This window comes from Microcystis sp. M109S1 (assembly GCF_020247025.1).
Lineage (GTDB): Bacteria > Cyanobacteriota > Cyanobacteriia > Cyanobacteriales > Microcystaceae > Microcystis.
The window spans coordinates 1-13,400 of the sequence record NZ_JADBRW010000257.1 but is presented as its reverse complement, the minus strand read 5'-3'; the positions used below and the strand labels follow the sequence as shown (position 1 = coordinate 13,400).

15 protein-coding genes and 1 pseudogene are annotated in these 13,400 nt (G+C 43.1%); 12 read left to right on the top strand and 4 right to left on the bottom strand.

Annotation, left to right across the window (positions count from 1 at the left end; all coding sequences use genetic code 11):
• A partial coding sequence (locus tag IM322_RS12845; protein WP_130758671.1) for a transposase occupies window positions 1–114 on the top strand: 114 nt, incomplete at its 5' end.
• Here IM322_RS12845 and IM322_RS12840 read toward each other — a convergent pair.
• The 3 genes from IM322_RS12840 to IM322_RS12830 form a co-directional block, all read right to left on the bottom strand.
• A complete protein-coding gene (locus tag IM322_RS12840) occupies window positions 91–705 on the bottom strand; it encodes a hypothetical protein (RefSeq protein WP_287674190.1) in 615 nt (204 codons plus the stop codon). The genes IM322_RS12845 and IM322_RS12840 overlap by 24 nt on opposite strands.
• 476 nt (window positions 706–1,181) lie before the next feature.
• Entirely contained in the window at window positions 1,182–2,369 is a 1,188-nt protein-coding gene (locus IM322_RS12835) for an RNA-guided endonuclease InsQ/TnpB family protein (RefSeq protein WP_287674186.1), read from the bottom strand.
• A gap of 250 nt (window positions 2,370–2,619) precedes the next feature.
• The gene (locus tag IM322_RS12830) at window positions 2,620–2,910 is read right to left on the bottom strand and encodes a small RNA NsiR4-regulated ssr1528 family protein (protein ID WP_079209955.1); all 291 of its coding nucleotides are present in this window, start codon (window positions 2,908–2,910) and stop codon (window positions 2,620–2,622) included.
• 20 nt (window positions 2,911–2,930) lie between these two features.
• Here IM322_RS12830 and IM322_RS12825 point away from each other — a divergent pair, with 20 nt between their 5' ends.
• From IM322_RS12825 to IM322_RS23355, 11 genes are all read left to right on the top strand, one after another.
• Window positions 2,931–3,419 (top strand): BlaI/MecI/CopY family transcriptional regulator, encoded by a 489-nt coding sequence (locus IM322_RS12825; RefSeq protein ID WP_287674181.1) that lies wholly within the window; start codon window positions 2,931–2,933, stop codon window positions 3,417–3,419.
• Entirely contained in the window at window positions 3,419–4,267 is an 849-nt protein-coding gene (locus tag IM322_RS12820; RefSeq protein WP_287674178.1) for a M56 family metallopeptidase, read from the top strand. The genes IM322_RS12825 and IM322_RS12820 overlap by 1 nt, the downstream gene beginning before the upstream one ends.
• A gap of 2 nt (window positions 4,268–4,269) precedes the next feature.
• Window positions 4,270–4,737: a thioredoxin-dependent thiol peroxidase gene (bcp, locus tag IM322_RS12815; RefSeq protein WP_287674177.1), complete on the top strand. Its 468-nt coding sequence runs from the start codon at window positions 4,270–4,272 to the stop codon at window positions 4,735–4,737.
• Window positions 4,738–4,893: 156 nt separating this feature from the next.
• Entirely contained in the window at window positions 4,894–5,691 is a 798-nt protein-coding gene (gene rpsB, locus IM322_RS12810; protein WP_043997933.1) for a 30S ribosomal protein S2, read from the top strand.
• A gap of 116 nt (window positions 5,692–5,807) precedes the next feature.
• Window positions 5,808–6,563 (top strand): translation elongation factor Ts, encoded by a 756-nt coding sequence (gene tsf, locus IM322_RS12805; protein ID WP_287674176.1) that lies wholly within the window; start codon window positions 5,808–5,810, stop codon window positions 6,561–6,563.
• 489 nt (window positions 6,564–7,052) lie between these two features.
• Entirely contained in the window at window positions 7,053–7,367 is a 315-nt protein-coding gene (locus tag IM322_RS12800; protein WP_287674175.1) for a hypothetical protein, read from the top strand.
• Window positions 7,368–7,469: 102 nt separating this feature from the next.
• Complete coding sequence (locus IM322_RS12795; protein ID WP_287674174.1) at window positions 7,470–8,525, top strand: early set domain-containing protein; 1,056 nt, start codon at window positions 7,470–7,472, stop codon at window positions 8,523–8,525.
• Between the two features lie 77 nt (window positions 8,526–8,602).
• Window positions 8,603–10,498 carry a GMC oxidoreductase gene (locus tag IM322_RS12790; protein WP_287079126.1) on the top strand — a complete coding sequence of 632 codons (1,896 nt, stop codon included), beginning with the start codon at window positions 8,603–8,605 and terminating at the stop codon, window positions 10,496–10,498.
• Window positions 10,498–11,634 (top strand): cupin domain-containing protein, encoded by a 1,137-nt coding sequence (locus IM322_RS12785; protein ID WP_287674173.1) that lies wholly within the window; start codon window positions 10,498–10,500, stop codon window positions 11,632–11,634. The genes IM322_RS12790 and IM322_RS12785 overlap by 1 nt, the downstream gene beginning before the upstream one ends.
• A gap of 52 nt (window positions 11,635–11,686) precedes the next feature.
• Window positions 11,687–12,946, top strand: a complete 1,260-nt coding sequence (locus tag IM322_RS12780; protein WP_287079124.1) for a cupin domain-containing protein — start codon at window positions 11,687–11,689, stop codon at window positions 12,944–12,946.
• Window positions 12,947–13,034: 88 nt separating this feature from the next.
• Window positions 13,035–13,196, top strand: a complete 162-nt coding sequence (locus tag IM322_RS23355) for an early set domain-containing protein (protein ID WP_353737513.1) — start codon at window positions 13,035–13,037, stop codon at window positions 13,194–13,196.
• A 78-nt stretch (window positions 13,197–13,274) separates the two neighbouring features.
• Here IM322_RS23355 and IM322_RS12775 read toward each other — a convergent pair.
• A pseudogene (locus IM322_RS12775) lies at window positions 13,275–13,400 on the bottom strand (IS630 family transposase); the annotation flags it as partial.

The following is a 13,400-nucleotide window of genomic DNA, read 5'->3' as shown; positions in this document are numbered from 1 at the left end:
GTGGTCGAGGGAATCAACAATAAACTTAAACTAATAAAACGAAGAGGCTATGGCTTTAGAAACTTTCGGAATTTTTGGGTTAGAAGTATGTTATCTTGGCATCTTGTCTGTTGATTTAGCATAAAGAGTAACGAAGAGCCAAAGTTTATTGATATTACCTTCTTGACTGAGATTGTATTGTGGAGAAACTTTGAATCTAAAACACTGCTCTTTTTTATCTTTTTCTCCAAAAGTACTGATCAAAACTTTCCCTATATATGTAGTGCCTTCTTCTAATTTAAAAGAGTTATGTAAATATAAAAAAGAAGCTGAATAATACTCTCTCTTTCCTAAGGGAATTGCCGTGAGCAAATAATAATCATATTTAGTTTCTAAGTCAGCCTGAGTAAATTTAGTTATATCTTTTAGTTTTTCAAACCTTCCAGCGGCGGCAAATGTTGATATAGGCGTTTTTTCTTGATCGATTTTAAGGAACAACTTTGAGCTTTGAAAAGCCCGGATTTTATTGCCATCATTATAAATGACAAAAGATAGCAATATCTTGTCACCATGATGACCAGATATAACCTTAGATGTTCTGACATATCCAATTCTTGAAGGCGGATACATTTTTATATCACCCGGATATAATTCGGAAAAATACCAAGTAGCCACAGAAAAACCAAGAGCTACCAGAGAGATAAAAAAAGAAAATAAATTCAACATTTGGCTCTTCTCGACTTTGGGTGATCATTTTTTCTTATGGAATGTCAAATGCTTACTGGGCAACACTTTTAGGACTATTTTGCCGAAGAAACTATCAGTATAGACCTCGTTTCCACACAGAGACCAGAATAGCCAAAAAAGTTTAATTTTAGGCAATAACCAAGACGTTATGTCTAGGCTACCTCGAAAAATCGAATTTTGAGGGACGGAGCGCCTTGTTAGTTCTTGAAAATAATTCCCTCTTCATCAATGTAGATCAAGGAGATTTCCTCGACCAACACTTTGTTAACAAAATCTTTTATTCGAGGTGTCCTTGAGCATTAGATCAACCTAGACTCCTTGCCTAATTTCCCCAACAATCCGGTTAACCCCAAGAAGTCTAGGCGAAAAATGGTGAGCAAAAATTTGACTACTTGAGATATTGACACTCCCGTCGCTAAAAGCGAGGGATTCTTGGTTCACTGACTCAAGTTGTCTTAGCAGGTATTTCTACCAACCAAAATAGAGCTTAAATCTCCCCAAGCGTTTAGGTCTAACGACCAGCTTCCGATATGCCCTATCGTAGCTTTTTTGAGTATATTCAAGGCCGCCATCTTGTCCCTATCTTCTATATACCCACACAAACAAACATGAGTTCTGACTGATAGAGACTTTTTGACTAACCGACCACAATTAAGGCATTCTTGACTTGTATAGGCTGGATTAACTGCAATAGTTAATCGGCCGTATTTAATACCAAAATACTCTATCCATTTTCTTAATTGCGACCAACCCGCATCATTAATACTCTTAGCTAGTTTTCGATTACGCACAAGGTTCTTGACTTTTAAATCTTCGTAAGCTATCAAGTCGTTTGACTGAATTAAACGGAGTGCCAATTTTTTAGCAAACTCTTCTCGTTGCCTACTTACTTTTAAATGTCCCTTGGCGTATTTTTGACTAGCTTTTTTGTAGTTATTAGACTGCTTTTGTCCTCTCTTAAACTTTTTCGACTTTCTTCTATTCAGTTTATTAAGACGCTTCTCTGCTTTTCGATAATACTTAGGAGGCTCTACTGTATTCCCGTTACTGTCAGCATAAAGATATTTTAACCCCATATCTAATCCTAGGCAATGACCCGTCGATTCTAATTGTGGGGTTATATCTCTAGCATCGAGTTTTAGCATTAACTGGCAATAATATCCATCAGCCCTTTTAACTATTCTTATCCGTTGAATTTGCCATTCTTGAAAATAAAACAAGTCTCGACTACCAATTAGTTTTAACTCCCCAATGTTTTTTCCATCAGTGAAAGTTATTCTCTTAGAATTTCGATTAAGTTTCCAACCTGACTTTTTAAACTCAACAGAATGAGTACGTTTAGAGTATTTAGGATATCCTTTTTTACCAGCGATTTGGTTCTTGCAATTGTTATAGAACCTAAGAATAGCAGTCCAAGTCCTACGCCACGCCTGTTGACAAGCTGTAGAGTTAAGGTCTTGAACAAAAGGATATTCACTTCTTAATTGAGTGACATATTTATATACATCCTTTTGTCCTACACCTTTATTGTCTTCCCAATATCTAAGACATTTATTCCGAACAAACTGTACTGTCCGAATAGCCTCATCAATGGCTTGATATTGAGATGGTTTTCCTCTAAGCTTGTACTCCAAAACAAACATTTTGCGTTATCGACCCAACGATCGCAAACTATTCTAGCATACTAAAACTAAATTGGCAACTATAGATTAGAGTTATTTTTAGTCGTGCTCGTGTCACTGAGCCTTTACATTGAGCCTTTACATTGAGCCTGTCGAAATGTGTCGAAATGTGTCGAAATGTGTCGAAATGTGTCGAAATGTGTCGAAGTGCTGTTCTATGCTGGCGGAACCTTTCATCTCCGAGGTGAAACCGAGAGATGAAAAGCCGACATTATAGGTAAAAAGCGATTTCTTTTTCCTTGAGAGGAGCAAAATCGGCGGCTAACAACAGCTGATTTAATTCCTCTTGAGGGATATGTTTGGCCCCGATGCGGACAATTCGCGATCTCATCGTGTTAGAAACCCCGCTTCTTTGTCGTCCTGCTTCCAAACCCATTACCCGGTGATAAAGTTCCAATTTTGCTGGGGGAATGGGGGAACCATCAAAATCAATGCCATTAGCGATCGCCAGATCAATGGCATCAGCACCCGTAGTCGTGGTTAAATTAGTTTCGGTGGACATAAAGACAATATAAAGGATCGTTGCTATTTTATCAGGCGATCGATATCCGCCGCTATGATCAGGAAAGTAATCTTCATTTCTGTGTGACTATGGCTCAATTGCCGACCTATCAACCAAAACAGTTATCCCTGGGCCCCCTGGAAGCGGAAATTCTCAATATTGTCTGGGAATTGGAACCCGTTAGCGTTAAGGATGTCCACGATCGCATTTTAGCGGATCCAGAACGAGATCTGGCCTATACTTCTGTGACTACGGTACTGCGTCGTTTAACTAATAAAGGCTGGTTAAGTTGTTATAAACAGGGTCGGATTTTCTACTGGAAACCGATGGTTTCTAAGGAACAAGCACAGGCAATTAAAGCCTACGAACAATTACATCGTTTTTTGGCTATTGGTAATGCGGATGTGGTGGCTTCTTTTGCCGATAGTCTCGATACTGCTAGTGTCGAACAATTAAAAGCGATTGCGTCTCGTTTAGATACCCTTCGTCAACAACGGGGAGAACGCTAATGCACAGTTTAATGTTATTACTAGCATTAACTATCGCCATTGGTTTACGTTGGTTTCTGCCCAGCTATCAGCGTCGTTGGCAGACAACGCTATTTTTCTTTCTCTTTCCTCCTTTGCTGCTGTTAATGACAGTTATATCGGTGGTTTGTATGGGCTATCGTGGGCAAATGTTGGGTTATAACTCCAGTTTAATTAGTTACTTTAGTGCCATAATTTGGCTAGTTTTTGCTATATTTTGTTTGATAAAACTCTCCTATCAAACTTGGCAAACCCATCGGGATTTTAGCAGTTATCCCCTCAAAAAAATCACCGCTCAGAAGGCGAGAGTTTTAGCGATAGATTTTCCCTACAGTGCCAGAGTTGGCTTCTGGAAGTCGCAATTAATTGTGACGCAAGGATTATTAAATCTCTTAGATCAAGAACATTTACAAGCAGTTTTAGCCCACGAACAAGCTCACCAAGAATATCATGACACTTTCTGGTTTTTCTGGTTAGGTTGGTTGCGATCGATGTCTTCTTGGCTGCCCAATAGCGAAAATTTATGGTTAGAATTAGTCTTCTTGCGGGAATTGCGTGCTGATAAGTACGCTTCCGGACAAGTGGATTATTTACTATTAGCTGAATCGCTGCTTTTAGTGGCAGAAAAAGTTAATCAAGTAGCGGAAATAAATTTCTCCGATAGTTGCTGTGTCGCTCTCAATGATAATTCTTTAAATAATCGTTTATTAGAGAGAATCGATGCTTTAGTCGAGTCAGAAAACCCCGAACTTCCCAGATTTAACTATCAAGTCTGGCTATTGCTTTCCCTCTCCCTCGCTCCTTTCTTACTCTTGCCTTTACACTCCTAAAAATGACCCTAGAAGTTGGACAAAAAGCCCCCGAATTTGCCACCCCAAACCAAAGAGGCGAAATTAGTAAATTAGCAGATTTTGCCGGTCAGTGGTTGGTCTTATATTTTTATCCCAAAGATAACACTCCGGGCTGCACCGCAGAAGCGATCGATTTTACCGCTTTGTCGCCGCAATTTCAGCAATTAAATGCGGTAATTCTGGGAGTTAGTCCCGATTCAGAAAAGTCCCACTGTCGTTTTATTGAAAAACACAATTTAACTATTCAATTATTGAGCGATACCGAGCATCAACTGGCGGAAATTTATCAAGTCTGGGGATTAAAAAAATTTATGGGCAAGGAATATATGGGGATTAGACGCTCCACTTTCCTGATCGACCCTTGGGGAAATATTGCCTATATTTGGTCAAATGTCAAGATAAAAGCCCATGCAGAAGCGGTTTTGAAAAAACTTGAGGAATTGCAGTAGCAAGCCCTCAGTACCCAATATTTACGGGTATGCAATCGCGCTCTTTCGTGTTAGACTAGAAAAGTTGTCAAAAATCGCACATCTAGGCGATCGGGTGTTTCTAGGAATCTAGAAATCCAGCCCTAGATGGAGGATAAACCCGAAAAGGAGAAAAATATGCCCGTTGTCTCTCTTGCAGAATTGCTAGAGTCTGGGGTTCACTTTGGCCATCAAACGCGCCGTTGGAACCCGAAAATGTCTCAGTACATCTACACTGCCCGGAATGGGGTTCATATCATTGATTTGGTGCAAACTGCCCAATTAATCGAAGAAGCTTACGAATTTGTCCGAGGAGAAGCCGATAGCGGTAAACGCTTTTTATTCATCGGTACGAAACGGCAAGCGGCAGCAATCATTAAACAGGAAGCTTTACGCAGCGGTAGCCACTTCGTTAACCAACGCTGGTTAGGGGGAATGTTAACCAACTGGGAAACCATTCGCGGCCGGGTAGAAAGACTCAAAGAATTAGAAGAATTAGAAAATAGCGGCGCCCTCGATAAACGACCGAAAAAAGAAGCATCGGTACTGCGTCGGGAATTGGGCAAACTGGAAAAATACCTCGGTGGCATTAAAACCATGCGCCGGCTGCCGGATTTAGTCGTCGTAGTCGATCAGCGTCGGGAATACAACGCTATCCAAGAATGCCAAAAATTGGGCATTCCCATCATCTCCCTCTTGGATACTAACTGCGATCCTGACTTGGTAGATGTGCCGATTCCCGCCAACGATGACGCAATTCGCTCAGTCAAACTGATTTTAGGCAAAATTAGCGATGCGATCATCGAAGGTCGTCGCGGTGGTCAAGCAGCGGTGGAAGAATACGAGGAAGACTACGATAATGAAACCGAGTACGAGGAAGAAGGTGATTATTCCCAATACGCCGCCGAATTTGCCAGTGGAGACGACGATAACTAGGGAAAATTAGCTATTGATCGCGGCTAGGTTCGGGGGGAAACTTTCCGGACCTATCGATCAGTAAAACCTGCCCCTCTCGTGGCATGATCAATTATAAGCAGTAGGTTAGGAATTTTATGGCGGAAATTACAGCACAACAGGTTAAAGAACTTAGGGAAAAGACCGGCGCCGGCATGATGGATTGCAAGAGGGCGCTGACGGAAAACGCGGGGGATATAACCAAAGCGATCGAATGGTTGCGTCAAAAAGGGATTACTTCCGCCGAGAAAAAAGCTAGTCGGGTAGCGGCAGAAGGGATGATCGGCAGTTACATCCACACCGGCAGCCGCATCGGTGTTTTAGTGGAAGTGAACTGTGAAACCGATTTTGTGGCCCGTCGCGAGGAGTTCAAAAAATTGGTTAATGACGTGGCGATGCAGATTGCCGCTTGTCCTAACGTCGAATATGTAAAAGTGGCCGATATTCCCGTCGAAATCGCCGCCAAAGAAAAAGAAATTGAGATGGGACGGGACGATTTAGCCAATAAACCCGATAATATCAAAGAAAAAATCGTGGCCGGCCGCATTGAAAAACGATTGAAAGAACTTTCTCTGCTCGATCAACCCTTTATCCGCGATCAGAACATCAGTATTGACGAATTGCTCAAACAAGCGATCGCTGCTTTAGGAGAAAATATTCAGGTGCGTCGTTTCCAACGCTTTGTACTAGGTGAAGGGATCGAGAAAGAAGAAACGGATTTCGCCGCCGAAGTAGCCGCCCAAATGGGACAAAAAGCCCCGGAACCCGTAGCAGCAGCCCCGCAAGTGGAGGAAAAAGCCCCAGAACCGGCAGCGCAGGATAATCCGCCCGCTAAAGGCAAAAAGAAAAAGTAAGTTCAATGAAGATAAATCCGGTGGGGTGCGAGTTTCGTACCCTTTTTGTCTTCAGGGAAGTGGGGGGACTTGATCAGTTATCAGTAATCAGTCAAAAGAAAAAAGAAATTGGCAACCCAGCAATTCTCATTTTGAAAGGATTTTGCGTTGTTTCAGCGACCTAGAGATTCGTTAAAGAATTATTAACCCCTCTAGGTGCAAGGGTTTTAATGTCATGAAACCTTAAAATGAGAATTGCTGGTGCGGTAGGAGTAATGCCTAAGGCGGATCGTCTCTCTCACTACGTCTAGGAGTTTTCGGGGTGGGGGAGGGTTCATAACAGAGTACGCTAATCGGCATAACACGCTTATTCTAATATTATACGGAAAACTTCTTGCGATCACTCCACTTGAGAGTAATATACGGAAAGATTCTTAAAAAAGTGCGTATTTAGCGTAGTATAAGGAAAGTTTCCGTATATTATATAGTTGGGCGTCATAAAAAATAATTATGAATAAATCACATAAATTTGAATTGAGTTATGTTATTGCTAGTGATGTCAGTTCCAGAGATGGAATTGGTGTTGAAATTTATATAAATAATGAGATGATTATTGAGATATTTCGTGACGACACTGCAATGACTAGAACAATAACATGTTTTAGAAATGATATTCCATTAGATATTATGGAAGAATCTCTTCGTATTTTTCGTTTGAAAATTCCCTGGGAATATATATGTGACGCCCAACAAGGCGATGCACCGGAGCCGGATTCACGTCGTTCGTGCTTGTCGGAAACAAAATCCCGGCCCGGTGATCTTTGACGTTAGTCTGCTAAATCTTGGTCGGGGGCATCTTGTTGAATGCCAAAGCAAAAGTAGAAACAAATCCTAGTTAGGAATACAACACTAAAATAAGGTTGGCTTATGCAAACAAGAATCATAAATACAGATCATCAATATGTGTTAAATCACTGTACTAAGTATCTTGCAAGATCGAACCCAGACTTTCGTCATAATTACAATAGTCAATTCAGTGTAGGTGATGCACGGGGGCAGATTTGTGAAGTGTGGCGTTTTCCAATTATTGATAGCTATGTGGACAGAGATGATCAAGAGTCTACCGCCAACTTCAATCGTGTTACCTTCGTCTATTTTTCACTAAATTCTGATTTGCCGAAATTCGTCGGCGTTGTGGGGACTTTTGACAAGCTCTACAGATCTATCCCTCTCAATGAGATCACTTTTCTGGGAGAACCTACTGGTTACTATGCAATAAGCCTTGCTATTCCGAAAGGAGAGGTACATACTTATAAGTTTATTGTAGATGGTCAAGTCATCCTTGATCCTATTAATCCTCAACAAAAAATTCTTGATAACGGTCAAACCTGGTCACAGTTTTTTACTCATTTTAGTACTGAAATTCTTAGCCTACAAACATGGGAAGCGAAACTTTTAGAAAGGATTACCGACCATATTTTGCCTTTCCGGACAGAAGAAGGACAGCGATTTCTGGATTTTTACTATAATTCCTTAGATCGTCAATCTAAAGACAACCAGCTTTTATATGCCTATCGCTTTGATCAGTCAATTGGGGTTGTTAATTTTATCGACAAGCTTCTATCTAAGGAAGAGCGGCACCATTTAGTTGACTACAAAATTTGCCTTGATATTGTTGATAAACTTCTCCGTCAGCGTAATCCTTTTCTTGAACCTGGATTGATGTCAAAGGAAATGTATAGCGAACTCTATGATCAATTGTGGAGTGGCAATGTTCCGGGCTGGGATTACGGTCGCTACAATAATCCACAATATTTCTTGCAGTTATTACGCCGTCATGCCTTTACAGGCGCATTTTCCCATCCCAAATATGGCGGTAATGCTGGCGGTGCGGGTTGGGCTTATCTCGCTGAGCGTTATCCCTTTAATTGGCGACAAGCTATCGAAGTTCCGTTAGGCACAAATCCAGATTATCGGGGTTGACCCCAGCCAAAAAAATCTTGATTAAACAGAGCAAGGCGATCATCTCTTAGAAACTTAACAACCTTGGGAATAATTTCATGAGTGATTTTGATGTCATTATTATCGGTAGTGGAGCGGGAGGCGCACCGATCGCCTATCGACTAGCTAAAGCCGGCAAATCGGTTTTGGTGTTGGAAAAAGGTCCCCTGTTTCGTCCCCAATACCAAACACAAGACGGACTGAGCGATTTCAAACGTGACGAAATCTACTCAACAGGAGCAGAAAAACGACTACAAATCCCTGAAGTTGCCAATAATAATGCCGCTTACTACTCTAGTCACGTTGAACCGGATATTAACGACGAACCCCATATTTATCGGGAGCGAGACGGGCGGGATCTTGCCACGATTGAAGGCTATACCGCTCAAGTCGTGGGCGGTGGAACCCAACTCTACGGAGCCGTTCATCTTCGCTTTACCCCCCTTGACTTGAAGTTGCGAAGCTTTAACGCAGGGCGCAATGATCTTCGCGAAGATCCTAATGGTGATATTCAGCGTGAGTCCCGTGACTGGCCCATTACCTACGAAGACCTAGAACCCTACTACTGTCAGGTCGAAGAACTGGTCGGTCTCAACGGAACTGCCGAAAACCAACTCAAACCCTTTAGTCAAAATTTCCTGCAAATCCCCCTATCGCCCAATCCTATCAGTGAATTTGCCCGTCAAGGCATGGCGCAACTGGGTCAAAACTATAGCAATCAAGGTCAACCCATACAGCCCTACCGTACCCCTCTCGCCGTCATCACCCAAGATCATGCTCCTAGTGGACGAAAAGTCCCCCAAAACCCAGAAACCATAAAAACCAGCTATGTCAACCGCTACGGCGATCCTTTAGGCTTAAAATCTAGCACTTGGGTATCCCTGCTGAGTCCCATCGAAACCTTACCCAATTTTCAGATCTGGACAAACTGCGTCGTCACCCATCTTGATTGTGATGGCAATCGCATCCATCGCATCTATTTTAAAGATCCGGCAGGGCGAGAAAAGACCTTAGAGGTCAAGCCGGGAGCAGTAGTGATTGTCGCTTGTTCAGCTATTGAGTCAGTGCGTTTATTGAAACTATCGGCTCAAGAAAATCCAGAGTTTGATCGTCGCATCAACCAAAATGATCTCCTCGGCAAGTACTTTCTCACTCACTGTTTTGGCGGTGCAGAAACCATCGTTGTCGGTAACCCACCGCAGTACCCTCCCCGCCAATTTGATAAATCCATCAGCTTGGATAGTGACTGGGCGATCGACTATGCTTCCAGTGAAGCCTTTATCAGGGACAACGGACTATGGGCAGGAGCCGCCATTTACAATAACACCTCCGACCAAGCCCTACCCATCGCTTTGGGACGAACCCACGGCAGCCAAGATCTTGATACTATTTGGAAAACCTTTGATTCTGGTTTTTGGGGATCGATTACAGGACAAAACAACCCAAGGGCTTTGCATGGACAAGGTATGGTGGATTTCTTTAATGAAAACTTTGGGACACGTCTATCGGTCAGCTTTATGGCAAACCAAGTCCCCCTCAAAACGAACCGCATCGAACTGCATCCCTCCGTCAAAGACAAATGGAATCGTCCTGTCGCCTACATCATTAAAGAATGGCACAGCCACGATATATATCTCATGAATGTGATAGCGAAGCAGTGCGAAGAAATTCTGCGGTTAGGGGGGGCAAATCCCGATCCGAATCAGATTGAAGAGGGGGGTATCTATTTAGCCGAAAATGCCCTAGCTCGCATTGCTAACCACATTCTGGGAGGCGCAAGGTTTGGCAATGATCGCGCTGATTCGGTGTTGGATATCCACTGTCGCGCTTGGGACTTTGATAACCTCTATGTCACCGATGGTTCCTTCATGCCCACGGCAGGCGGAGCTAACCCCACCCATACCATTGAAGCCAATGCGTTCCGTATAGCAGACCACCTTTTAGAGAGGCTCTAATGGCTAATCCCCAGTTTAACGATATTTTTACTCGTCCAGAAAACGATATTTTTCACGTCGTTTTCTTTCCTGATCGCATCTATCACGCCCAATACTTGAACGCCACTCGTAGTCCTCGTTACCGTTATAACGTGCAGGAAGTGCGGGGACAACTAGATATCAATGTCCTTAAAGGCGAAGTTTATCTCGATGGTCAGTTTTTCTGTAACTTTTTGCGGATTGAGTATCGAGCCAGTCGCCTAGTTGAACAATCGCGAATCCGCAATCGCTTTATTCGAGAGCAATTGATGGCCTATATCAATCTTCTACCCGAGGATCAAGCTTCGGCAGATGCCCTCATCAAACTGACTTACTGTCCCTGGGTAGATGCCTATCAAGTCGAAATCTGGGAAACCCTAGAACCGCCCCCCAAGGCCAGCCATGATGCAAAAGTTTTAGACATGATGGGTTATCAAGGCTCCATTACCCGCATTCCTGCCTTCGAGTCTGCACTTAAGACTATCAAAAAGCTTAAGCGATTAGAACTTGCCTTTCGCGAAAATGATCGCGATCTGCCGTTTGGATTTACTATCAATAACCCGGGTTGGGACAACAATTTCCGACGCTCCTTCCAAACCCCAAATACCCAGACCCCCAGTTCTGGTCAAAATACCGTCGAGGTTCTCAATTATTTAATTGACTTCCAGCGAGGATGGTATCTTCAGTCCGATCGAACAGATCCGGTTCGTTACCTCAATGCCATGATGAACGATGGCGATCCAGAACGAGCTAACGACAACATCATAGAAATGCGTTGGCTGTTACAGCGTGAATTTGGGAGTTCCGTTGTTTTCTTCCACGAAGTGACCATTCCCCCCGGCAAGGTTGAAGGTACTCACCAGCACATTGGCTCAGAAGAACTCTATTACGTCGTGCAGGGAGAAGGGATTGCCTATATGGGAGTGGATGACGATACCCAAACAGAAGGTTTCCCTACCGTTATCCGTAATATCTTTGGGATTGGTCCTAAGGACTGTAAGGAGTTGCCAGTAAAAGCGGGAAGCATTATTTTTACCAAGAGCGGAGGTATTCATGGTATCCGTAACCCCAGTGCAGAGCCGCTAAAATTTGTCGCCTTCCTCTACCACAGCAGTTAGGTTGATTTGACCAGTTATCTCGACGAAAACGTGATTTAAGCCCCTACTTATTATGTTTATTGTTCATTCCGATCAGGTCTTTCGCGTTGAGCCAAATACAGTTCCCGACTACAAAAATAATAATCCTCTGTTGCGGGTGATGAGTTTAATCCAAAAAACTCAGCTAGCGGCAGAACGGGAGCATTATCTTCAAGACAGCCTACAGTACCTCTTTCCCTACGATTACCTAGAGCTTTATGGACCTGCCGCCCCTGATACCGACAACCTCAATCCCAGAACTCAGGATAATAAAAACGACTTCCAAAAGCAAAATATCCGAGACTTCCGAACATCAGATGTCCAGTTGCTGCGGGGATGGGTTGCGGTGGGTGATCGGGTTGTCCCCTGCTTGCGCGTTTCCTACCGAGGGGGTTCAGACTCTCAGCTTTCTCAATTGGCTAACCATCAATTAGGTGACACCCTCAAGCTATGGATTCGAGTGGGATCGGTGGGAGTTTCTTCCCTAATTAATGTGCCTTACAACGAAGAGAGCGATCGCTATGAGGTCGAGTTTTGGGGATATCCAGATAGTAATCTTCGAGATCTTCTGGGGAATAAAGGGAAAGCTGCATTGGATCGGGGGGAGTTGCAAGTCCGAACAGATTTAGTTCATGGGGGTCTTGACAATTTTAGTCGGGATATTGTGGCAAATCAGGATATGCGTCAGGTGGCTCCAACCAGTTCCATGCATCCAGTCTTGCCCCTTCATGTTGAACTCGCTTGGGCTAATTTTGAGCAATCTATATGGGACTCGCAAAATGGAGCCAATTATCACTATGAATTCAATATGATTCAGCGTGGCTGGGATCAATACCTGCAAGTGGGGATTAGTCCTACTCCCCATGGTGGCTTTGGTTTTTTGGAGTTTCGCAATTTACTGTCCAACTATTTTGGTTTTAGAGGTAGTGGCGAACTTTCGCGACAGTTAGAGTGGTGGAATTTAGATGCCTTTGGGCGCAAAGTGTTAGAAGGGCAAGGACAGCGGCAAGAGGATTTCCTTGCGGTTGAATATATGGATTTACACATTCTCAAACCCGACTGTGGCATTGGGCTACATCGCCACCGCGATAATCAGGAGGTATTTTTGATGATGGCGGGGCGAGGGTACATGGTTATCGGAGATTGGTGTAAACTTCCAGCAAGAGAGCGTTGTTTTGAAGTTCGGACGTTAAAGTCAGGGAGTTTAGCCCTGCTTAAAGGGGGCAATTTACATGGTTTGATGAACGCAACAGATGAGGATATTTCCCTCTTTATGTTTGGTGGCTATGATTAACTTTTGGTTTTCGCCATTGAATTATTTTGATGAATCCAACAATAGGGGTTCTCGATAACTATAAATATTTTTTGAGGTTTTAGTGAACATGGTCTCTTCTCAGTCGGGTATGGGCGCAATTCCCTTTACAGGGGGTGTGGCATTTCGGGTATGGGCACCGAATGTTGATGGTGTCAGTGTGGCAGGGGACTTTAATAGCTGGTCTGCTACTACTAATCCTTTAGAGTCAGTGCGATCGCATATCTTGTAGGGTGCGTTAATGAAATGTAACGCACCTTGTCCAATGTTCAAAGTTGGTGCGTTACGCTGACGCTAAGCTTTTACGCATTTAAGTTACATTGACAGCATTACCCTTATTTTTCAGTTTTCTACTCCATTTAATAATCAATCCCCCTTCATTTAAAAGCTGATTGACTACTTTTTCCAGTTCTTCTTTATTTTCAAATTCTCGATT